The sequence below is a fragment of the Pseudomonas marginalis genome, from assembly GCF_900105325.1.
Lineage (GTDB): Bacteria > Pseudomonadota > Gammaproteobacteria > Pseudomonadales > Pseudomonadaceae > Aquipseudomonas > Aquipseudomonas marginalis.
The window spans coordinates 258,027-281,165 of the sequence record NZ_FNSU01000001.1 but is presented as its reverse complement, the minus strand read 5'-3'; the positions used below and the strand labels follow the sequence as shown (position 1 = coordinate 281,165).

Sequence of the window (23,139 nt, the reverse complement as noted above, 5' to 3'; positions counted from 1 at the left end):
TTTGCCGACAGCCAGGAATGGCACTGCCGCTCGGAAATGTGTTCGCCGACAAAAGAAAAAAGGAGTCCGCCTGTGGCTATTCGCTATGGCAAAGGGCTGATAGGAGGAGTGGTTGTCGTCGCTCTCCTGGCCCTGCTGGTCCACTGGATCGGCATCAACACGATCGAACTGTACCGCGACGATTTGTTGTTTTACCTGCAAGCTCATTTGATCCTGGTTCTAGTCTCCATGCTGGCCGCCCTCGTCGTGGGCATCCCCGCCGGTATCCTGCTTAGCCGACCAAACATGGTCGGGCGCGCAGAACGCTTCATGCAGATCTTCAACATCGGCAACACCGTCCCGCCCCTGGCCGTACTGGCCATCGCCCTCGGCGTCCTCGGCATCGGCAGTGGCCCGGCCATCTTCGCGCTGTTCCTCGCCTCCTTGTTGCCCATCGTGCGCAACACCTACGAAGGCCTCAAAAACGTTCAAGGCTCGTTGAAAGAAGCCGCCACCGGCATCGGCATGACCCCGCGGCAGGTGCTGTTTCGCGTCGAATTGCCCAACGCCGTGCCAATCATCATCGGCGGTGTGCGCGTGGCCCTGGCGATCAACGTGGGTACCGCGCCGCTGGCGTTCCTGATTGGTGCCAACAGCCTGGGCAGCCTGATTTTCCCCGGCATCGCCCTGAACAATCAGCCGCAATTGCTGCTGGGTGCCGCATGCACCGCGTTGCTGGCGTTGCTGCTCGACGGCCTGGTGACCATGGCCAGCCGCCTCTGGCTGGAACGCGGGTTGCGTCCGTCTTAAGGCTTGGCAAAGGAATACACATGAAAAAAATCACCTTGATACTGAGCTGCGTCCTGCTGTTTGCAGGTTTTGCGCAAGCTGCCGAAAAACCCGTGATCCGCATTGGCGCGCGGGTGTTCACCGAACAGACCCTGCTGGCCGAAATCACCTCCCAGTACCTGCGCACCAAGGGCTATGACACCCGGGTGACCGGCGGCCTGGGCAGCAACCTGGCGCGCAGTGCCCAGGAAAGCGGGCAACTGGACCTGATCTGGGAATACACCGGCGTGTCGCTCGTGGCCTACAACCATGTCGATGAGAAGCTCGACAGCGAACAGTCCTACGCCCGAGTGAAAGAACTCGACGCGAAAAAAGGCCTGGTCTGGCTGTCGCCGTCGCGCTTCAGTAACACCTACGCCCTGGCACTGCCGGAGAAAGTCGCTGAAGAACATCCCGAGATCAACAGCATCAGCGACCTCACCAAGGCCATGGCGGCAGATACCAAGGAACACCGCCTGGTGGCCCTGGACACCGAGTTCGCCAACCGCTCCGACGGCCTGGCCGGCATGGTCAAGCTGTACGACATGAACCTCACGCGCAAAAACACCCGGCAGATGGACGCCGGTCTGGTCTACACCGCCCTGCGTAATGGCCAGGTGTTTGCGGGCCTGGTCTACACCACTGACGGTCGTCTGAACGCCTTCAAGCTCAAGCTGCTGGCGGATGACATGCACTACTTCCCGGACTACACCGCCGCGCCGGTGGTACGTCAGGAATACCTCGACAAGCACCCGCAATTGGCTGCTGAGCTCAAGCCGCTGGCCAATCTGTTCGACGACGAAACCATGCGTCAGCTGAACGCGCGGGTCGACGTCGACCATGAAAGCCCCTCCGCTGTTGCCGCCGATTTCCTGCGCCAACATCCGATCAACTAAGAAGGAGAAGACATGGAATTCCTGAACGCCTTTTCCCATCTTGATTGGGCCCAGGTCCTGCACCTGACCTGGCAGCACATCACCCTGGTCGGTATCGCGGTGATCCTGGCGATTGTCGTCGGCGTGCCCCTCGGCGTGCTGATGACCCGCTTCCCGACCCTCGCCGGCCCCCTGCAAGCCAGCGCCACGGTGCTGCTGACCGTGCCGTCCATCGCCCTGTTCGGCCTGCTGCTGCCGTTCTACTCCAAGTTTGGCCAGGGCCTGGGGCCGATGCCGGCGATCACCGCCGTGTTCCTCTACTCCCTGCTGCCGATCATGCGTAACACCTACCTGGCCCTCACCGGCGTTGAACCGGGCATTCGCGAAGCCGCCAAAGGCATCGGCATGACCTTCGGCCAGCGCCTGCGCATGGTCGAGTTGCCCATCGCCGTGCCGGTGATCCTCGCCGGTGTGCGTACCGCCGTGGTGATGAACATCGGCGTCATGACCATCGCCGCCACCATCGGTGCCGGTGGCCTGGGTGTACTTATTCTGGCTTCCATCAGCCGCAGCGACATGTCGATGCTGATCGTCGGCGCCGTGCTGGTCAGTCTCCTGGCCATCTTCGCCGACCTGCTTCTGCAATGGCTGCAACGCTCGCTGACTCCAAAAGGACTGCTCAAATGATCGAACTTCAAAACCTGACCAAGACTTTTCAAAGCAACGGCAAAACTGTTTCGGCCGTGAACGACGTAAGCCTGACCGTCAATGAAGGCGAGATTTGCGTGTTCCTTGGCCCTTCGGGCTGCGGCAAGAGCACCACGCTGAAAATGATCAACCGCCTGATCAAGCCGACCTCGGGCAAGATCCTGATCAACGGCGAAGACACCACCGACCTCGATGAAGTGACCCTGCGTCGCAACATCGGCTATGTGATCCAGCAGATCGGCCTGTTCCCGAACATGACCATCGAGGAAAACATCGTGGTCGTGCCCAAGCTGCTCGGTTGGGACAAGCAGAAATGCCACGACCGCGCCCGCGAGTTGATGAGCATGATCAAGCTGGAACCCAAGCAGTACCTGCATCGCTACCCGCGTGAACTGTCGGGCGGCCAGCAACAGCGGATCGGCGTGATCCGCGCACTGGCGGCCGACGCCCCGCTGCTGCTGATGGATGAGCCGTTCGGCGCGGTCGACCCGATCAACCGCGAGATGATCCAGAACGAGTTCTTCGAGATGCAACGTGCGCTGAACAAGACCGTGATCATGGTCAGCCACGACATCGACGAAGCCATCAAGCTGGGTGACAAGATCGCCATCTTCCGCGCTGGCAAGCTGCTGCAGATCGACCACCCGGACACCCTGCTGGCCCATCCAGCCGATGAGTTCGTCAGCAACTTCGTGGGCCAGGACAGCACCCTCAAGCGCCTGTTGCTGGTGAAGGCTGAAGATGCGGCGGACAACGCCCCATCGGTGAGCCCAGAGACTCCGGTGGCCGAGGCCCTGGAGCTGATGGACGAAACCGACCGCCGTTATGTGGTCGTCACCTGTGCCGAGAACAAAGCGCTGGGCTATGTACGCCGTCGCGACCTGCACCGTCAGACCGGCACTTGCGGCCAGTACCTGCGCGAGTTCAACGCCACGGCGGCGTATGACGAGCATTTGCGCATCCTGTTGTCGCGCATGTACGAGTTCAACCGCTCGTGGTTGCCGGTGATGGATGCGGAACGGGTGTTCCTGGGTGAAGTGACCCAGGAGTCGATTGCCGAGTACCTGAGTTCCGGTAAGTCCCGTGGAGGCAAGACCAGCATCGTGTCGCCTGCCGAGACCGCACTGGCCTGACACAACGCGGTAAAAAATGTGGGAGGGGGCTTGCTCCCGATAGCGGTGGATCAGTGACAGATGAAGTGACTGACACACCGCCATCGGGAGCAAGCCCCCTCCCACATTTCCCCTTCGGTGAGTCAGGGAAATCGCCTCGATTACCACTCAGCGGGGAACATCAATCCGTCACACCTGTCGGTTACATAAGTAGCTGCACGCCATCGCGCGACGAACGCGTGCAAAAACGCGACATTTTTAGTTGATCTATGGCCCCTCACGTCCTAAAGTTCGCGCCGAACGTCCATGCTGGAAACGATCCATCCGGCTCAAGTACTGACGACGAGACAGCAAGGCCAAGGGAAGCGACTATTCCCATGGCCTTTTTGCTTTCGGCGACATGCCTTGGGAAGTAGGCGAACCAAAGTGGGGATACGGAGGACGTTCATTTGCACCCATTGATCAATTTAGTTTGCCCTTAGGAGTTCCCAGCATGTCGATCAACGTCGAAGATTATTTCGCGCGCGCCACTTTTGACAAAATGAAGGCGTTCGCCGACAAACAGGAAACCCCGTTCGTGGTGATCGACACCGCGATGATCAGCCAGGCCTACGATGACCTGCGCGCCGGTTTCGAATTCGCCAAGGTGTATTACGCGGTCAAGGCCAACCCGGCCGTCGAGATCATCGACCTGTTGAAAGACAAAGGCTCGAGCTTCGATATCGCCTCGATCTACGAGCTGGACAAGGTCATGGACCGCGGCGTCAGCGCCGACCGTATCAGCTACGGCAACACCATCAAGAAATCCAAGGACATCCGCTACTTCTACGAGAAGGGCGTGCGCCTGTTCTCCACCGACTCCGAAGCCGACCTGCGCAACATCGCCAAGGCCGCTCCGGGTTCGAAAGTGTATGTACGTATCCTCACCGAAGGCTCGACCACGGCTGACTGGCCTCTGTCGCGCAAATTCGGCTGCCAGACCGACATGGCCATGGACCTGCTGATCCTCGCTCGTGACCTCGGCCTGGTGCCCTACGGCATTTCGTTCCACGTTGGCTCGCAGCAACGCGACATCAGCGTGTGGGACGCGGCAATCGCCAAGGTCAAGGTGATCTTCGAGCGCCTGAAGGAAGAAGACGGCATCCACCTCAAGCTGATCAACATGGGCGGCGGCTTCCCGGCCAACTACATCACCCGCACCAACAGCCTGGAAACCTACGCCGAAGAAATCATCCGCTTCCTCAAGGAAGACTTCGGCGATGACCTGCCGGAAATCATCCTCGAGCCAGGCCGTTCGCTGATCGCCAACGCCGGCATCCTGGTCAGTGAAGTGGTATTGGTTGCACGTAAATCCCGTACCGCCGTCGAGCGTTGGGTGTACACGGATGTGGGCAAGTTCTCCGGCCTGATCGAAACCATGGACGAAGCCATCAAGTTCCCGATCTGGACCGAGAAGAAAGGCGAGATGGAAGAAGTGGTCATCGCCGGCCCGACCTGCGACAGCGCCGACATCATGTACGAAAACTACAAGTACGGCCTGCCGCTGAACCTAGCGATCGGTGATCGCTTGTACTGGCTGTCGACCGGTGCCTACACCACCAGCTACAGCGCGGTTGAGTTCAATGGCTTTCCGCCGTTGAAGTCGTTCTACGTGTAAGACGCCCGCGCACAAGAAACCCATGACATGTCATGGGTTTTTTTATGCCTCAGGCAAGGCTCGCGGCCCGTTGGCGGAAGGCCTCGGCCAGCGCTCGAACCCGCGGATCACTCGCCGCCGCCAAGGCCTTGTGGGCTGTTCGCAGGAACTTGAGATTTCCGCCCGCCAGCGCCTTGCGCAACCACTCCAGCGCCGCCTCGACCTGGCCCCTGTCGGCCAACACCGCCGCGTAACTGAACTGCCCGCGAAAATCCCCGGCCTCGGCTGAGCGTCGATACCACTCCACAGCCGCCTCCAGGTCCCTCGGGCAAACCTGAGCGTCTTCCAGGTAGCGCCCCAGCAGGTTCATCGACTTGGCATGCCCCTGTTCTGCGGCTTGCCGATACAGGGCCAGCGCGTGCTGCGGGTTCTCGGCAACACCCCGGCCCGTCGCCAGCAGATTGGCATAGTTGTACTGGCCCCAATCCAATCCCGCGTCTGCCGCCAAACGATATTCCCGCGCAGCCGCCGCTTCGTCGATGGCACACCCCCAGCCATGCTCAAGGCAACGCCCGGCCATATTGCGCGCCATTAAATGCCCGCCCCGCGCCGCAATCTGGAACCACCGCAGCGCCAGCGCTTCGTCGCGCGCAATACCGCGGCCTTCCAGCAGGATTTGCCCGAGCAAGGCCTGGGCATCCACCACGCCCTCCTTGGCCGCGATCAGAATCGCCTGGGCCGCACGCACCGGCGAGTCGTCGAGCATGCCCTGCAATTGCTCAACGTTGAGCACTTCTTCGCGGCGCAATAAAAAGCCCATGTCAGACCTCGACCCAGCGACGCAACAGGTTGTGATAGGTGCCGGTGAGCTGGATCAGCCCTGGGTGGTCGGGGACATCACGGCTCAATTGCTGGATGGCGCCGTCCATCTCGAACAGCAGCGTACGCTGGCTGTCTTCACGCACCAGGCTTTGGGTCCAGAAAAACGCGGCATAGCGCGCACCTCGGGTCACGGCGTTGACTTTGTGCAGGCTGGAGCCTGGATACAGCACCATATCGCCGGCCGGCAACTTCACGCGCTGCAGGCCGAAAGTGTCCTGGATCTCCAGTTCGCCGCCGTCATAGTCGTCCGGGTCGCTGAAGAACAGCGTGGACGACAGGTCCGTGCGCACCCGTTCATGGCTGCCCCTGGCCTGGCGCACGGCATTGTCGATATGGAAATCGAAGCTGCCACCAGCCGTGTAGCAATTGAGCAGCGGCGGGAAGACCTTGTGCGGTAACGCCGCTGACATAAACAGAGGATTTTTCCACAACCGTTCGAGCATTGCCGCGCCGATCTCCTTGGCCAGCGGGTGGCCTTCGGGCAATTGCAGGTTGTGCTTGGCTTTGGCGGACTGGTGCCCGGCGGTGATTTTGCCATCGGCCCAATCGGCGGTTTCCAGGGCGTGGCGGATGCGCTGCACTTCCTCGCGAGAGAACAGGCCGGGAATGTGCAGCAGCATGGGGCAATACCTGTAGGCAAAGAGGCGCCAATGGTATTGATTCTTATCCTCCCTGTAAAACGCCGGAGACGAACGAGAACGTAAAAACCGTAAGGCAAAAGTGTAAAGAATGTAAATTCAGTGCGAATAGTAATGTATCGCAATTGATAGAAAGTCTTGTTCGCCCTATATTCCGCCGCCTCACCTCCTTGGGGAAAGGACACGTCATGTCGCGCACCACCACAAAAACACCTGTTGGCTCACCCCGTATGCTGGCTTCGGCCATCGGCGTTGCGCTCAGCGCCAGCTCTGTCGCCCATCTGGCGCAGGCGGCCGAAGACACTGAACAAAAAGGCCAGCGCAACAGCATCGCCCTCGGCGCCACCAGCATCACCGGCGAAGAACAGGACAACACCGCGTACCAGGTCGAAAAAGCCTCGTCGCAAAAATACACCGCGCCGCTGGTGGACACGCCGCGCTCGGTGACCGTGGTGCCACAACAAGTCCTCAAGGACACCGCCGCCACCTCGCTGCAGGATGCCCTGCGCACCGTACCGGGGATTACCTTCGGCGCCGGCGAAGGCGGCAACCCCCAGGGCGACCGTCCATTCATCCGTGGTTTCGACGCCCAGGGCGACACCTACCTGGACGGCGTGCGCGATACCGGCGGCCAGAGCCGTGAGATTTTCGACATCGAGTCCATCGAAGTCAGCAAAGGCCCGAACTCCTCCTTCGGCGGTCGTGGCTCGGCCGGTGGCAGCCTCAACCTGGTGAGCAAGACCCCGCAAGCCCGGGACTTCACCAACGGCGGCTTCACTTACGGTTCCGACCAGACCCGCCGCTATGTACTCGACGTGAACCGTCAGTTCCTCGACGACAGCGCCGCGTTCCGCCTGAACCTGATGAGCCACGAACAGAACGTGGCTGGCCGTGACGCGGTCAATTACGACCGCTGGGGCGTGGCCCCATCGCTGACCTTCGGCCTGGGCACGCCGACCCGCGTCAACCTCAGCTACTACCATATGGAAAGCAATGACCTGCCGGACTCGGGCATTCCGTATGGCTACAGCTCTTCGACCGCCACCACTCACGTGCACGACAAACCCACCGACGGCGGCGACAGCAATAACTTCTACGGTCTCAAGGACCGCGACTTCCGCAAGACCCGCGCGGACATCAGCACGTTCTCCATCGAGCACGACCTGAACGACGACATGACGCTGAAAAACACCCTGCGCCATGGCAGCACCGGCCAGGACTACGTGCTCACGCAGCCGGACGATAGCCAACGCAACGTCAACCGTTTCGGCACCGTGTGGCGTCGCGCGAACACTCGCGTCTCCACCACCACGACCACCACCAACCAGACAGATCTGTTCGGCAATTTCCAGGCGCTTGGCTTCAAGCACAGCTACTCCACCGGCCTGGAATTCACCGGCGAAGAAACCCGCGTCAGCGGTTACACCGTCACACCGAACAGCAACCCGACGTGCACCGTGGCCGGCGGCGGCCGCGGTGGACAGTGCACCTCGCTGAGCAACCCGAATCCGGACGACGCCTGGACCGGCAGCATCGCGCGCAATTACAACGGCACCAACACCAAGGCCACCAGCCGTGCCGCCTACGTCTTCGACACCATCGAACTCGATCCGAAATGGCTGCTGAACGTCGGCCTGCGCTACGACACCTTCGACACCGAAGCCAACACCAACGCCGTACCAACCTCGACGGTCAGGGCGCGCAGCAAGGTCAAGGACGACAGCCAGTTCTTCAACTGGCAGGCCGGCCTGGTCTGGAAGCCTTTGGAGAACGGCAGCATCTACACCTCCTACGCGACCTCGGCCTCACCGGCAGGTGGACTGGTGGGCGAAGGAGTCGACAGCAATGCGATTCCTACCGGCATCAACACCAGCGACCTCAAGCCCGAAGAAACCATCAACTACGAGCTGGGCACCAAGTGGGACCTGTTCCACAACCGTCTGTCCCTGTCTGCCGCAGTGTTCCGTACCGAGAAGAAAAACACCCGCATCCTGGTGGACTCCAACACCTACGAAACGGCAGGCGAATCGCGGGTCGATGGCCTGGAACTGTCCGCCAGCGGCAAGATCACCGAACAGTGGCAAGTATTCGCCGGCTACAGCTACCTGAAAGCCGAACTGGTTGACCCAGGCAAAAACGGCAACCGCCAGGGCGTCGTCCAGGCCGGTTCCAACAAAGGCAACCAAATGCCCAACACGCCGGAGAACTCGTTCAGCCTGTGGACCACCTATAACGTGACCCCGAAGCTGACCATCGGCGGTGGCGCGTTCTACGTCGATCAGGTTTACGGCGATGCGGCCAACACCGTGTATGTGCCCTCCTACACCCGCTACGACGCCATGGCCAGCTATAAGCTGAGCAAAAACGTCGACCTGCAATTGAACGTGCAGAACCTGACAGACAAGACCTATTACGACAAAGCCTACGCCTCGCACTTCGCCAACCAGGCGGCGGGCCGCACGGCGCTGCTGTCCACAAGCTTCCACTTCTAAACGGTCAGCAGCCCACAAAGCCCCACGCATCGGATGCGTGGGGCTTTTGCATGTCAAACAGAATGTTTCTCGACAACCCACGGCATAATGCGCGCCGTGCCCTACATATTCAGATAGACGAGGCGGTCCGACGTGTTGAAGAAAACCCTGTTCCAGTTGCACTGGTTCTTCGGCATCACTGCCGGGCTGGTGCTGGCCTTGATGGGGATCACCGGGGCTGCGGTCTCGTTTCAGGATGAGATTCTGCGGGCGCTCAACCCGAGCGTGTTGAGCGTGGAGAAACGCGAAGCCGGCGTGCTGCCGCCCGCCGAGCTGGTGCGCAAGCTGGAAGCCACCGAAGGCAAGGCCGTGTCCATGCTGTGGGTGGAAAGCGAAAGCGGCAATGCCGCCCGCGTGTTCTTCACCCCGCCGCCGGGCGAGCGCCGTGGCCAGATGCGCTATTTCGACCCCTACACCGGCGACTACATGGGCGACGCGGTCGGCCAGGATGTACTCGGTTTTATCCTGCAACTGCACCGCTTCCTGGCCATGGGCGAAACCGGCCGGCAGATCACCGGCGCCTGCACGCTGATCCTGGTGTTCTTCTGCCTGTCCGGCCTGTACCTGCGCTGGCCGCGCCAGGTCGCCAACTGGCGTGCCTGGCTGACGCTGGACTGGCGCAAAAAGGGCCGCAGCTTCAACTGGGATTTGCATTCGGTGTTCGGCACCTGGTGCCTGCTGGCCTACCTGCTGGCGGCGCTGACCGGCCTGTCCTGGTCCTACGACTGGTACAGCCAGGGCCTGACCAAACTGCTGTCCGACGCGCCGCAGAATGAACGGATGCGCAAGCGCGGCCCACCGCCCGCAGGCCCGGCACCGGTGGCCAACTACGACGCGATCTGGAGCAGCATCTACAGCAACGCCGGCCCAGGCTTGAGTGCCTATAACATCCGCATGCCAGCCGTCGCCGGGCAACCCGCCATCGTCTATTACCTGCTCAAAGACTCCCCCCACGACCGCGCACTGAACCAGATCAACCTGGACCCGGCCACCGGCGAGGTCAAATCCCATGACACGTACGCCGGCAAAACTTTCAAGTCGCAGTTACTCACCAGCATCTACGCGCTGCACACCGGCAGTTATTTCGGCCTGGCGGGGCGCATTATCCTCACTGTCAGCTCGCTGCTCATGCCGCTGTTCTTCATCACCGGCTGGCTGCTGTACCTGGACCGTCGCCGCAAAAAGCGCCAGGTGCGCGACGCGCGCAAAGGCCTCAGTGCCAACCACAGTGATGCCCCGGCCTGGCTGATCGGCTTTGCCAGCCAGAGCGGGTTTGCCGAGCAACTGGCCTGGCAGACCGCCGGGCAATTGCAGGCGGCCGGCCTGCCGGTGAAGGTGCAGCCTCTGGGCAGTGTCAGCCAGGACGACTTGCGCCAGTCGGAAAATGCGCTGTTCGTAGTCAGCACCTTCGGCGACGGCGAAGCGCCCGACAGCGCCCGCAGTTTCGAGCGCAGCGTGCTCGGCCAGGATCTGTCACTCAAAGGCCTGAACTACTCGGTACTGGCCCTGGGTGATCGCCAGTACCAACACTTCTGTGGCTTTGCCCGGCGCCTGCATTTCTGGCTGACCCACCAGGGCGGTAACCCACTGTTCGCGCCGGTGGAAGTGGACAGCGGCGACAGTGCCGCCCTGCTGCACTGGCAACAACAGCTTGGACAGCTGACGGGCCAGGCACCCGCCGCCGCCTGGCCGACCGCCCAGTATGAAAACTGGACGCTGAGCCAGCGCACCCTGCTCAACCCCGGCAGCGCCAGCTCGGACGTCTACCTGCTGGGCCTCACATCGCCATCGAAACAAAACTGGCTGGCCGGCGACCTGGTGGAAATCCTGCCGCGCAATTGCCCGTGGGCCATCGAGCACTTCCTCGAAGGCCTGGGGCTGATCGGCACCGACGGCGTGCTGATCGACGGCCTGCCACACACACTCAACCAGGCCCTTGCGACCCGCCAACTGCCGGACAACCGGGCGCACCTGGTCGGCCTGCACGCTCAAGCGCTGGTGAACGCGCTCGCGCCCCTGGGCATGCGCGAATACTCCATCGCCTCGATCGCCAGCGACGGCTTGCTGGAATTGATCGTGAGCCAGGAACGCCACCCCGACGGCAGCCTGGGTGTGGGCTCGGGCTGGCTCACCGAGCATGCGGCCATTGGTTCGGCGATCAGCCTGCGCTTGCGCCGTAACAGTGGCTTCCACCTGCCGGAGGCGCCGGTGCCATTGATCCTGCTGGGTAACGGCACCGGCCTGGCCGGTTTGCGCAGCTTGCTCAAGGCGCGCATTGCCGATGGCCAGCAGCGCAACTGGCTGCTGTTCGGCGAACGCACCATCGCCCACGACTACCTGTGCCGGGACGAGCTGCAAGGCTGGCTGGCCAGTGGTGACCTGGCCCTGCTGGACCTGGCGTTTTCCCGGGATCAGGAGGAGAAAATCTACGTGCAGGATCGCCTGCGTGAATCCGCCGATGTCCTGCGTAAATGGCTCGCGGACGGCGCGGCGATTTATGTGTGCGGCAGCTTGCAGGGGATGGCGACGGGTGTGGACCAGGCGCTGGTCGACATCCTCGGGAGTGAGGCAGTGGAGCGCTTGATCGAACAGGGGCGCTACCGCCGGGATGTCTACTGATGTGATCCAATGTGGGAGGGGGCTTGTCCTAATGCCGATCAGTTAAGAGATAGAACGGGCAAACAGTAACCTGTGGCGAGCGGGCTTGTCGAATCGTCGCACCGCCCGCGTTGGGCTGCGCAGCAGCCCCAATAAGAGCGCTGCAGTGTGCCAGGCAGGTCCGGGGCTGTGTTTTGGGGCTGCTGCGCAGCCCAACGCGGGGCAAGCCCGCTCACCACAGTTACAGTGTTCCTCCTTAACTGACTGGCTTAGGACAAGCCCCCTCCCACATTTGCATTGCATTTCAGGTCAGACCGGTTGCAGCTTCTGTTCGAATACCGAGACCCCATCCAGGTCGCGCAAAATCACGGTCAACTCCGCTGTCTGCCCGTCAATCTGCACTTCGCCAAAAAACTGAAACCCGGCAAACGGCGAGGTGTTCTGCGCAGGCGGGGCCTTCTCGAACACCACCTCAGGGCCAAAGGTTTTATCCAAGGGATTCGGACCGAAGCTGCCCGCATTCAGAGGCCCGGCGACAAACTCCCAGAACGGCTCGAAATCCTGGAACGCCGCCCGATCCGGGTGGTAGTGATGGGCCGCGCAGTAATGCACATCCGCCGTCAACCACACATGGTTGCGTACCTTTTGCGCGCGCAGAAAGCCGAGTAATTCGGCGATTTCCAGCTCGCGGCCTTGCGCCGGGCCTGGATCATTATTGGCGATGGCTTCCCAGCGCGGCACGCCGGGGCTGACTTCGCCGTCGGGCACGCCGAGGCCGATGGGCATGTCGGCGGCGATCACCTTCCACTGCGCCTGGGAGACCTTGAGTTCGCGCTTGAGCCAGTTCAACTGCTCGCGGCCGAGGAAGGGTTTTTCACCGCCCAGGTTGTCATCGTTGGGGCCGCGATAGCTGCGCATGTCGAGCACGAATACATCCAGCAACGGGCCATAACTGAGCGTGCGATAAATCCGCCCGCCGCCGTCTGCGCTTTGCCGGCGCATGGGTGAATACTCAAGCCAGGCCTGGCGTGCGCGGCTCACCAAGGTGTTGATGTCCTTGGTCTGGTAGCGCTCGTCAAGTTGCTTGCCGGGCGACCAGTTATTCACCACTTCATGGTCATCCCACTGCCAGATCTGCGGCACCTCGGCATTGAAGCGACGCACGTTTTCGTCCAGCAGGTTGTAGCGGTAGTTGCCGCGATACTCGTCGAGGGTTTCGGCGACCTTGCTCTTGGCTTCGGTGGTGATATTGCGCCAGATGCGCCCGCCCTCGGTGGGCAACTGCGCGGGCACCGGGCCGTCGGCGTAGATGGTGTCGCCGCTGTGGATAAAGAAGTCCGGCAGGCGCAGGCGCATGGCTTCGTAGATGCGCATACCGCCGATGTCCGGGTTGATGCCAAAGCCTTGGCCGACGGTGTCGCCGCTCCACACAAACCGGATGTCGCGGCGTTGTTGCGGCACGCTGCGCAGGTGGCCGAACCACGGCTCGCTGGCGACGCCGGTCTGGGCGTCCTCAAAGTGCACGCGGTAGAAAATCGCCTGGTCGGCGGGCAGCCCGGTGAGTTCGACGCGGGCGGTAAAGTCGGTGCGGTTGTCGGCCAGGGACGAGACGAATTTGCGCGGGTTGCTGAACACGCTGCGGGTGTCCCACTCCACCACCATGCGCGCCGGGCGGTCGCTGCGGCTCCAGATCATCGCGCGATCACCGAGCAGGTCGCCGGACTGCACGCCGTCGGTGAGTTGCGGCCGGTCCTTGATCGACGCGATCACCGCCGGGGCCAGGCCCGGCAGCAGCAGACCGGCGCCGACGGCTTGCATCACACGGCGACGGCCGAGATCGAAGTGGCTCATGCAGGTGCCCTCTTGAGTATCAAAAGGGCCACTAAAGCATGCGCTTATGACACCGGTGCGACAGCAAGCTCCACCACTTCCGGACGCTTGATCAGCGCATACACCAAACCGGTCAGCAGGCTACCGGCAACGATTGCCAGCAGGTACAGCAGCGCATGGTTCATCGCATTCGGGATCACCAGCACAAACAGGCCGCCGTGGGGCGCCGCCAGTTTGCAGCCGAAGTACATCGACAGCGCCCCGGTCAACGCGCCACCGGCGATGCTGGCCGGGATCACGCGCAGCGGGTCCTTGGCGGCAAACGGGATCGCGCCCTCGGAGATAAAGCACATGCCCAGGATCATCGCGGCCTTGCCGGCCTCGCGTTCGGTCTGGGCGAACTTGCGTCGCGCCAGGAACGTGGCGATGCCCATGCCGATTGGCGGCACCATGCCCGCCGCCATGGTCGCGGCCATCGGTGCGCCGCTCTGTGCCGCCAGCAAGCCGACGGAAAACGCATACGCCGCCTTGTTGATCGGCCCGCCCAGGTCGACACACATCATGCCGCCCAACAGGATGCCCAGCAGCACCGCATTGGTGGTGCCCATGGTCGCGAGAAAATCGGTCAGGCCCGTGAGCATGCGCGCCACCGGCGGTCCCACCAGGTAGATCATCGCCAGGCCCGTGAACAGGCTTGCCAGCAGCGGAATGATCAGGATCGGCTTGAGTGCTTCCAGGCTCTGCGGCAACTTCACCACACGGGTGATCAGCTTGACGCAATAACCGGCGAGAAACCCGGCGAAGATCCCGCCGATAAAACCGGCCCCCAGCGTACCCGCCAGCAGGCCACCAATCATGCCGGGGGCAATGCCCGGACGGTCGGCAATCGAGTACGCGATATAACCCGCCAGCAGCGGCACCATCAGCATAAAGGCGCGGTCGCCGACGGTTTTCAGCGCGGCCGCCAACGTGCCTTCCTGCTCAAACGCATGGATGCCGAACACGAATGACAAGGCGATCAGCAAACCGCCCGCCACCACCATCGGCAACATGAACGACACACCGGTCAGCAGGTGTTTGTAGACGCCGGTTTTTTCTTTCTTGGCCACGGTACCGCTGGCCGCACTTTCCACTGCGCCTTCGGCCAGGGCTTTGTTGAGGGTCGCCTCGGATTGCTTGAGCGCAATACCGGTGCCGCAACGGTAGATCTTCTTGCCGGCGAAGCGCTCGGTAGCGACTTCGATATCGGCCGCCAGCAGGACCACGTCGGCCTCGGCGATGGCCTCCGGGCTCAACGGCGTGCGCGCACCGACCGAGCCCTGGGTCTCGACCTGCAAGTCATAGCCCAGGCGCTTGGCGGTCTGTTGCAAGGCTTCGGCGGCCATGAAGGTATGGGCCACGCCGGTCGGGCATGCGGTAATCGCGACGATGCGCGGGGCATGCTTCGACGCAGCCGCTGCCTGGCTGACGACATACTCTTGGGCTTCTTCAGCGCCCCGGCGCAACACCGCCTCGACATCCGCCAGCGCCTGGGCCGGTGTGCTCTGGAACACCCGCTTGCCGACAAACCGCTGCATATCCACCGCCGTGCTGCTGACCAGCAACACCCATTCGGCGGCGTCGATGGTGGCCTGGGACAACTGGCGCTCCGGGCGCTGTACATCCACCACCTCGACGCTGGTGCTCCAGCCCTGGCGTTGAGCGGCGGCGTCCAACAAGCGGGCGCACAGCACACTGGTGACCATGCCGTTGGGGCAGGCAGTAACAATGGCTAACTTCATGACAATCCCTCTTATTGTTCTGTCAGCGGGCGTACAGCGACGCCGCTTTCAAGACGCGCCAGCTGCGCGGCGTCGCGGATGCCGAAACCGATCTGTGTCACCGCCATGGCGGCAATTGCCGTGGCGCGACGCAGGGTTTGTTCAGGCGCTTCAGACTCAAGCAAACCATGGAGCATCCCGGCCAGCAGCGAATCGCCGGCACCTACCGTACTGGCCACCGTCACCTTGGGCGGCGTGGCATGCAGGGTGGTGGCCCGGCTGTACCAGCTCACGCCCGCGGCACCGTCGGAGACGACCACATGTTCAACACCCTGCTGATGCAGTTGGCTGATGACGTTGGTGGCATTGCCCAGGGCATCGGCGAGCTCTTCGGTATTGGGTTTGATCAACCACGGGGCCGCCTTGAGACCGGCACGCAGCGCCTCGCCGCTGGTGTCCAGGGCGACTTTCAAGCCCAGACGCTTCAGGTGTTCCAACAGCCCCTGCAACCACTGCGGGCTGACGCCACACGGCAAGCTGCCGGCGACGACCACCGCATCATGGCCCGGCGCAATGCGCGTCAATTGGTCGAGCAACGCTTGCTGCGCCTGCTCACTGACCAACGGCCCCGGCGCATTGATGTCGGTGACCCGGCCGTCCTGCTCGGCAATCTTGATATTGCTGCGGGTTTCGCCGGGCACGCGGATAAACGCGTCGGCAAAACCACGTTGTGCAATCAGCGCCTCGAAGGCTTGGGGATTGTCCTCGCCGAGAAAACCGCCCACGGTCACTTGATGGCCCAGGTCGGCCAAGACTTGCGCCACATTCACGCCCTTGCCGGCGGCATGGGTGAGCAGGGTTTCGCTGCGGTTGACTTCACCCGGTTCCAGGCGCGCCAGGCGTACCGTCAGGTCCAACGCCGGGTTCAGCGTCAGGGTCAGAATCCTTGCCATCTACACGGCCTCCACAAGGGCACGCACTTCGGCGGGCGAACCCACCGCCAGTGCTTTTTGCGCCAGGCCCTGGGCCTCGCTCAGACTGAATTCACGCACCCGCGCCTTCACTTCGGGAATGCTGCGGGCCGACACGCTCAACTCATCCACACCCAGGCCGACCAGCACCGGCACCGCCAGCGGGTCCGCCGCCAGTTCGCCGCACACGCCGACCCATTTGCCATGGACATGGGCCGCACGCACGGTGATGTCGATCAGTTGCAATACCGCCGGGTGCAGGCCATCGGCCTGGGCCGACAAGGTCGGGTGGCCACGGTCGATGGCCAGGGTGTACTGGGTCAGGTCGTTGGTGCCGACACTGAAGAAGTCCACTTCCTTGGCCAGCACCGGCGCCAACAGTGCGGCGGACGGCACTTCGATCATGATCCCCAGTTGCAGGTCGGCCACCGGGATTTCCAGGCGCAGGCGTTCGGTCATGTCGCGGGCGGCACGCCACTCATCCACGCTGCCGACCATGGGGAACATGATGCGCAACGGGCGGTTATCCGCCGAGCGCAGCAGTGCGCGCAATTGCGCTTCCATGATCTGCGGGCGTTGCAGGGTCAGGCGAATACCGCGTACGCCGAGGAAGGGGTTCTCTTCCTCGGCAATCGGCCAATACGGCAGCGGTTTGTCGCCGCCCACATCGAGGGTGCGCACCACCAGCGGGCGGCCACCGAGGCCGTCAAGCACACGACGGTACTCGGCTTCCTGGGTGGCTTCGTCCGGGGCTTGGGGGTGGGCCATGAAAATCAGTTCGGTGCGCAGCAAACCAATGCCTTCGGCGCCCTGCTCCACGGCGCTGGCCACACCGGCGCTTTCGCCGATATTGGCGAACACTTCCACGGCGTGACCATCACGGGTCAGCGCCGGTTCGTGGCGCTGGGCCGAGGCGGCCTGCAAGCGTTGCTCACGGGTATCGCGCTCGACGGTGGCACGTTGCAGGGTGGCTGCATCGGGGTCTACATGCAGGCGACCGCGCTGGCCATCCAGCAACAACGGCGTGCCGGCGGCCAGCAGCAATACCGCCGGGCCGGCACCTACCAACGCGGGGATGCCGAGGGCCCGCGCGACAATAGCGCTGTGGGCCGTCGCGCCGCCGCGGGCGGTGAGGATGCCGGCGACGCGGGCCGGGTCCAGGCGCGCGACGTCGGAAGGGCCGACTTCGTCCATCACCAGGATGTAGGCTTCGCTCGGTTCCTGGGCGGTTTCAACGCCGCACAATTGCGCCAGCACCCGGCGACCGATGTCGCGCAGGTCGGCGGCGCGCTCGGCAAGCAAGGCATCCTGCAACGATTCCTGCTGCTTGGCGGCGGCTTCGATCACGCTCATCCACGCCGCTTGTGCGCTTTCACCTTGCTTGAGACGGGTGTCGACTTCGTCGGTGAGTTCCGGGTCGTCGAGCATTTCCTGGTGGGTGATGAAAATCTCGCGGATGGCTTTGGCCTGGCTGCGTTCGATCAGGCCCTGGATATCCCGGCGCACATCGGCCAGGGCATCTTGCAGGCGCTGGCGCTCAATGGCCGAGGACTCGCCGCGCAAGGGGTAATCGAACACCTGTTGAATCTGGATATGTGCAGGGCCAATGGCAATGCCCGGCGCCGCGGCGATGGCCTGGAGCTGGCTGCCGGCCTGTGGCGCGCTGATCACTGGCGCAATATCAAGGGCTTCGGGCTGTGCGCTCACGGTCGGCAGTGGCTCGACCTCTTCGCCCAGGCCCTCTTCGACGGCGGCCAGCAGCGCGGGCAACGCATCGCCGGCAATCGTCGGTTCAGCAACAAATTCCAGCACCTGGCCACGCCGGGCGCCAAGGCTCAGCAGCTTGCTCAGGCTCTTCACCGACACGGCGCCTACCGGGCCGTCAACGATGCGCACGCGGATGTCGCCTTCAAAACTTTTGGCCAATTGCGCGAGGATCTTCGCCGGCCGTGCGTGCAGGCCGTGGGCGTTAGCCAGGGTGATGCGGGCGCTGGGCCAGTCAGGTGGCAGCTCACCGCCGAGCACTTCGAGCACCGCGAGGCTGCTGGTGGCGCGCCCCAATTCCTGGCCACGGCCTTCAATCAACAAGGCGCACAAGCGTTCAAGCAAGGCCTGATGGGCTTCACCCAGGCTGGCCAGGCAGAACAGGCCGTTAAGGGGCTGGCCCAGATAGCGCATGGGCTTGTCGGGCGTAACAAACGCCAGGCCCGGGCGCTTGACCGTCTGCTCGCTGTGCAGCCACCACAGGCCATCACCCAGGGGCAACGCATCGACCTGTTGCAGCACTGCGGCAAACCCATTGCTGACGCAATCGGCCTGGCGCAGCAGGCGTGCGCCTCTCCAGACAAGCTCTTCGAAGTCATCGGCAGACACGCCCAGGCTGATCATCTGCGCGTCCAGCGCCAGCTCCTGGGGTGCGCCCTGCAGCAGTTTCAGCAAGGCTTCAGCCGTGCCGGCGCGACGCAGCGCCTGGCCCAGGTCGGTTTCACCGAGGGCGCGGGTGAGCAGTTGCAGCAGGCGCAGGTGTTCGTCGGATTTGGCGGCAATACCAATGGCCAGGTACACAATCTGCCCATCGCCCCAGTCCACGCCTTCGGGGAACTGCAACAGGCGCACGCCAGTGGAAAACACCTGGTCGCGGGTTTCGGGGGTGCCATGGGGGATGGCAATACCTTGGCCAAGAAAGGTCGAGCCTTGGGCTTCACGGGCTTGCAAGCCGCTGAGATACCCCTCGGCGACCAGCCCATCAGCCACCAGTTTGTCAGCGAGCAGGTGCAGGGCAGCAGATTTATCCACAGCCACCTGGCCCATGGAAATCTGCTCTACAGTGAGCTCAAGCATGCCGTTCTCCTAGTTAGTGCGATGGACGCACTAGGTATTGTTTTGAATAAAACAGTGTAATGGTGTTCCGGGACAGCTGACTGAGTAGTCAATTGGCAGTAGGCACTCAGTGGCTAACGTCGTAAAAATACGCTGGCTGAAACGTTTAATCTAGAATTTATGGCAGGTTACGCGTTAATTGCGCATCCTTGAAGGACCACTCGGCACTTGAGCTGAGACATTAGTCGTGTGCAGGAATCGGTTACGATTGGACAAAATGTCGGGGCGAGCTCCAAAAAACAAGGAAATCCCGGTTTGAAACTCAGTGATATCGCACGTCTGGCCGGTGTGTCCGTGACCACCGCCAGCTATGTCATCAATGGCAAAGCCGCACAGCAACGCATCAGCAGCGCGACCGTCGAGCGCGTGCGTGCCGTGGTTGAAGCCCATGGCTTTACGCCCAACCCCCAGGCCGCCGGGCTGCGCAGCCGGCATACCCGTACCCTGGGGTTCATCCTCCCGGATCTGGAAAACCCCAGTTACGCACGCATCGCCAAGCTGCTGGAGCAAGGTGCACGGGCCCGCGGCTATCAGTTGCTGATCGCCAGTTCAGACGATGAAGCCGAGAGCGAGCGCCAACTGCTGCAACTGTTCCGCGCCCGCCGTTGCGACGCGCTGTTCGTCGCCAGCTGCCTGCCGGCCAGCGATGACAGTTACCGCGAGCTGCAAGCCAAGGGTTTGCCGGTGATTGCCATCGACCGGGTGATGGGGGCGGACCAGTTCTGCTCGGTGGTCAGCGACGACCGCCAGGCCTGCCAGCAACTGACCAGCAGCTTGCTGCAACCGTTGCCCAAGCAGATCGTGCTGATTGGCGCGCGGCCCGAGCTGAGCATCAGCCAGGAGCGTGCGGCCGGTTTCCGTGAAGCGCTTGACGGTTTCACCGGCGAGGTCATCGTCGAACACGGCGAAGCCTTCAGCCGCGACTGTGGCCGACAGCTGATGGAGCAACTTCTGCATCAACTGGGGCACTTGCCTGACGCCTTGGTGACCACGTCCTACGTGCTGCTGCAAGGCGTGTTCGACGCACTGCATGACTTCCCGCTCAAGTCACGCCCGCTGCGCCTGGGCACGTTTGGTGACACCCAGTTGCTGGACTTCCTGCCGCTGCCGGTCAACGCCATGGCCCAGCAACATCAGCTGATTGCCGACACCGCCCTGCGCCTGGCCCTGGCCGCCATTGAAGAAGAACAGTACCAACCGGGCGTGCACGCCATCGGCCGGACCTTCAAGCAGCGTATCCACGAGGCCTGAGCGTGGAACTGATCGACACCCACACCCACCTGGACTTCCCGGACTTCGACAGCGATCGCCGGGAAGTCCTCGCCCACAGCCGTGAGTTGGGCGTGCGGCGCATGGTGGTGTTGGGGGTGTATCAGCAGAACTGGCAGCGGCTGTGGGATCTGGTGCAGGCGGATGCCGGCTTGTTCGCGGCCTTTGGCCTGCATCCGGTGTACCTTGATGAGCACAAGCCCGCCGACCTGACGGAGTTGGGAGACTGGTTGACCCGCCTCCACGGCCATCGACAGCTCTGCGCGGTAGGTGAGATCGGCCTGGATTACTTTGTTGAACAGCTGGATCGCGAAGGCCAGCAAGGCCTGTTCGAAGCCCAGCTCAAACTGGCGGTGGACTTCCAACTGCCGGCGCTGCTCCACGTACGCCGCAGCCACGCGGCCGTGATCGCCACGCTCAAGCGCATCCGCCTGCCACGGGGCGGCATCATCCACGCGTTTGCCGGCAGCCGGGAAGAAGCCCACGAATACATCAAGCTCGGGTTCAAGCTCGGCCTGGGCGGCGCAGCCACATGGCCCCAGGCCCTGCGCATGCATAAGGTGCTGGCACAGCTGCCGCTGAACGCGGTCGTACTGGAAACCGACGCCCCCGACATGGCGCCGGCCATGTACCCGGGCCAGCGCAACAGCCCGCAGCACCTGCCGGCGATCTGCACCGCCCTGGCCGAGCGCATGGGCACCAGCCCCCTAGCGCTGGCCGAGGCGAGCACACGCAATGCGTGCGAGCTGTTCAATTGGTAGTACCGGGGTCACCGCTTGCAGGTTCAAGGTCATTCGCTGCCGATGACGGACATAGCGCAGCACCAGGAAGTGCACCAGCAGCACCATCAATGACACGTTGAGCTGCCCGACCACACTGATCAGGCCAATCCACTCCGTCACCAGCGCCACGATCAGCACCACACACGTCAGCACGGCCATGCTCGGGCGTACCAGCGCCCAATGGTCCAGCGCCTTGAAATGTCGCAACTGCCGGGGGCAGTTCAGCTCCAGGACGCGCTGGCAATACGGGCAATCAAAGGGTTCTTCAATGGCGATGGCATTTAACTGCCAAGGCTTGAGTTCGAACGTGATGTCGCAATGGGCGCAGTGCCCCTTGACGCCGACTGCAATGGTCATTGTCATGCCTCCCTTGGACCTTGATTGAGTGACACAAATTTTCACTCATTCACCCGCGCAAAAAAGGTACTTCAGGAAATCAGGACAGGCACTACACCAACCCAAGACCAATCCTACACCACCGCCTTACACACGAAAGGCCCCGATCAGTTGCTTCAACTCGATCACCTGTATCGACAGCTGCCGGCTCGCCGCTTCAGTCTGATGCGCGCCTTGGGCAGCATGCTCGCCGGCACGATTGATTTCGACGATATTCTGGTCGATGTCATGGGCGACGGCGGTCTGCTGCTCCACCGCTGCGGCGATCTGCTGATTCTGATCGACGATCATGCCCACGGCACCGAGGATATTTTCCAGGGCTTGCTGGACCTTGTCCGACTGTTCCACAGTGCCGCTGGCCATTTCATGGCTGGTGCCCATGGCCTTCACGGCTGCGGCCACGCCGCTGTGCAGGCGGCTGATCATTTGCTCGATTTCTTCGGTGGAATGCTGGGTCCGCCGGGCCAGGGTTCGCACCTCGTCGGCCACCACGGCAAAGCCGCGTCCCTGCTCACCCGCCCGTGCGGCCTCGATGGCCGCATTGAGTGCCAGCAGGTTGGTCTGCTCGGCGATGCTCTTGATCACCTCCAGGACGCTGCTGATGGACTGGCTGTCGGTGGCCAACTGGTTGATCACCCTAACCGACTGGTCGATCTCCGAGGCCAGCCGCGCAATGCTGCCCTGCTGGGATTGCACCAGGCCACGGCCATTGACGGTTTCATCGTTGACGCTGTGGGCACTGCTGACCGCCGCCGCGGCACTGCGCGCCACTTCCTGGGCGGTGGAGGACATTTGGTTCATGGCCGTCGCCACCTGCTCAATCTGCATGCGCTGGCCAGAGACCGCCTGATTGCTCCGGGCCGAGACCGTTTCCACTTGGCCGGCCTGCAACTCGACCTGGCTGACGGTATGCCCGACGCGCTCGATCAAATCATGGATTTTCGCCACGGTGCCGTTGAACACTTGGCCGAGGTCGCCCAACTCATCGCGGCTTTGGGCAACAAAGGTAACGGTCATGTCGCCGGCGGCCACCTTGTCCATCATGGCCCCCAGGCGCCGTAACGTGGTGCGCGTAGACGCGTAGAACCCTGCATACAGGTAGAAGATCAGCAAAAACACCGCCGTCAGCGCCGAGACCAGCACCACCATGTGCGTACGGTTCTGCGCCAGGCGCTGCTCCAGCTGCTGCCCGAGGAACGTCAGGGTGGCGTCATCGAGCTGATAGGTGTGCTCCATCAATTGGCTGACGCTGTCATAGAAACCCTGCCACGGCGCGTCAAGGGTTTCGGCCATCACCACCTGCTCTTCAAACAATTCACTGCCGTGCTTGAGGCTGGCGTTGCTGGCCTTGGCCAGGCTGTCGAGCGCCGCGTGCGCGGCGTTGCTGGAGCCCAGGACGTCCTGCAATTTCAAGGCGTATTCGCCTTGGAGCTTTTCCAACTGTTGCAGCAGTTCGTCGAAGCG

17 protein-coding genes are annotated in these 23,139 nt (G+C 62.6%); 9 read left to right on the top strand and 8 right to left on the bottom strand.

Annotation, left to right across the window (positions count from 1 at the left end; translation table 11 throughout):
* Positions 1 to 72 precede the first annotated feature (72 nt).
* From BLW22_RS01435 to BLW22_RS01415, 5 genes are all read left to right on the top strand, one after another.
* Positions 73 to 789, top strand: a complete 717-nt coding sequence (locus BLW22_RS01435; protein WP_027604862.1) for an ABC transporter permease — start codon at positions 73 to 75, stop codon at positions 787 to 789.
* A 20-nt stretch (positions 790 to 809) separates the two neighbouring features.
* Entirely contained in the window at positions 810 to 1,703 is an 894-nt protein-coding gene (locus BLW22_RS01430; RefSeq protein WP_074843879.1) for a glycine betaine ABC transporter substrate-binding protein, read from the top strand.
* A gap of 12 nt (positions 1,704 to 1,715) precedes the next feature.
* Positions 1,716 to 2,369, top strand: a complete 654-nt coding sequence (locus BLW22_RS01425; protein ID WP_027604864.1) for an ABC transporter permease — start codon at positions 1,716 to 1,718, stop codon at positions 2,367 to 2,369.
* A complete protein-coding gene (locus tag BLW22_RS01420) occupies positions 2,366 to 3,523 on the top strand; it encodes an osmoprotectant ABC transporter ATP-binding protein OsmV (RefSeq protein ID WP_053131666.1) in 1,158 nt (385 codons plus the stop codon). The genes BLW22_RS01425 and BLW22_RS01420 overlap by 4 nt, the downstream gene beginning before the upstream one ends.
* 472 nt (positions 3,524 to 3,995) lie before the next feature.
* A complete protein-coding gene (locus BLW22_RS01415) occupies positions 3,996 to 5,159 on the top strand; it encodes a type III PLP-dependent enzyme (protein WP_014716890.1) in 1,164 nt (387 codons plus the stop codon).
* Between the two features lie 49 nt (positions 5,160 to 5,208).
* Here BLW22_RS01415 and BLW22_RS01410 read toward each other — a convergent pair whose 3' ends face one another.
* Positions 5,209 to 5,958, bottom strand: a complete 750-nt coding sequence (locus BLW22_RS01410; RefSeq protein WP_074843877.1) for a tetratricopeptide repeat protein — start codon at positions 5,956 to 5,958, stop codon at positions 5,209 to 5,211.
* Position 5,959: 1 nt separating this feature from the next.
* A complete protein-coding gene (locus BLW22_RS01405) occupies positions 5,960 to 6,640 on the bottom strand; it encodes a Fe2+-dependent dioxygenase (protein ID WP_065947104.1) in 681 nt (226 codons plus the stop codon).
* 206 nt (positions 6,641 to 6,846) lie between these two features.
* On the opposite strand from BLW22_RS01405, the gene BLW22_RS01400 reads away from it, so the two are divergent.
* Together BLW22_RS01400 and BLW22_RS01395 are read left to right on the top strand one after the other, a co-directional pair.
* Positions 6,847 to 9,150 (top strand): TonB-dependent receptor, encoded by a 2,304-nt coding sequence (locus BLW22_RS01400; protein ID WP_074843875.1) that lies wholly within the window; start codon positions 6,847 to 6,849, stop codon positions 9,148 to 9,150.
* 132 nt (positions 9,151 to 9,282) lie between these two features.
* On the top strand, positions 9,283 to 11,808 hold the full coding sequence (locus tag BLW22_RS01395) for a PepSY domain-containing protein (protein WP_074843873.1): 2,526 nt from the start codon (positions 9,283 to 9,285) through the stop codon (positions 11,806 to 11,808).
* Positions 11,809 to 12,096: 288 nt separating this feature from the next.
* On the opposite strand, the gene BLW22_RS01390 is transcribed toward BLW22_RS01395, so the two are convergent.
* Genes BLW22_RS01390 through ptsP form a run of 4 tightly spaced genes read right to left on the bottom strand, consistent with a single transcriptional unit; the run spans position 12,097 to position 19,189 of the window.
* Positions 12,097 to 13,638 (bottom strand): alkaline phosphatase D family protein, encoded by a 1,542-nt coding sequence (locus BLW22_RS01390; RefSeq protein ID WP_074843871.1) that lies wholly within the window; start codon positions 13,636 to 13,638, stop codon positions 12,097 to 12,099.
* Positions 13,639 to 13,682: 44 nt separating this feature from the next.
* The gene (locus BLW22_RS01385; protein ID WP_074843869.1) at positions 13,683 to 15,398 is read right to left on the bottom strand and encodes a PTS fructose-like transporter subunit IIB; all 1,716 of its coding nucleotides are present in this window, start codon (positions 15,396 to 15,398) and stop codon (positions 13,683 to 13,685) included.
* Positions 15,399 to 15,409: 11 nt separating this feature from the next.
* Complete coding sequence (gene pfkB / locus BLW22_RS01380; RefSeq protein ID WP_065924095.1) at positions 15,410 to 16,330, bottom strand: 1-phosphofructokinase; 921 nt, start codon at positions 16,328 to 16,330, stop codon at positions 15,410 to 15,412.
* Positions 16,331 to 19,189 carry a phosphoenolpyruvate--protein phosphotransferase gene (gene ptsP, locus BLW22_RS01375; RefSeq protein WP_074843867.1) on the bottom strand — a complete coding sequence of 953 codons (2,859 nt, stop codon included), beginning with the start codon at positions 19,187 to 19,189 and terminating at the stop codon, positions 16,331 to 16,333.
* Positions 19,190 to 19,483: 294 nt separating this feature from the next.
* Here ptsP and cra point away from each other — a divergent pair, with 294 nt between their 5' ends.
* Positions 19,484 to 20,479, top strand: a complete 996-nt coding sequence (gene cra, locus BLW22_RS01370; protein WP_065924093.1) for a catabolite repressor/activator — start codon at positions 19,484 to 19,486, stop codon at positions 20,477 to 20,479.
* Positions 20,480 to 20,481: 2 nt separating this feature from the next.
* Positions 20,482 to 21,258 carry a TatD family hydrolase gene (locus BLW22_RS01365; protein WP_065924092.1) on the top strand — a complete coding sequence of 259 codons (777 nt, stop codon included), beginning with the start codon at positions 20,482 to 20,484 and terminating at the stop codon, positions 21,256 to 21,258.
* Here BLW22_RS01365 and BLW22_RS01360 read toward each other — a convergent pair.
* Positions 21,205 to 21,636: a hypothetical protein gene (locus BLW22_RS01360; protein WP_074843864.1), complete on the bottom strand. Its 432-nt coding sequence runs from the start codon at positions 21,634 to 21,636 to the stop codon at positions 21,205 to 21,207. The two genes, BLW22_RS01365 and BLW22_RS01360, sit on opposite strands and share 54 nt — an antisense overlap.
* 126 nt (positions 21,637 to 21,762) lie before the next feature.
* A complete protein-coding gene (locus BLW22_RS35770) occupies positions 21,763 to 22,467 on the bottom strand; it encodes a methyl-accepting chemotaxis protein (RefSeq protein WP_370671242.1) in 705 nt (234 codons plus the stop codon).
* Between the last annotated feature and the right edge of the window lie 672 nt (positions 22,468 to 23,139).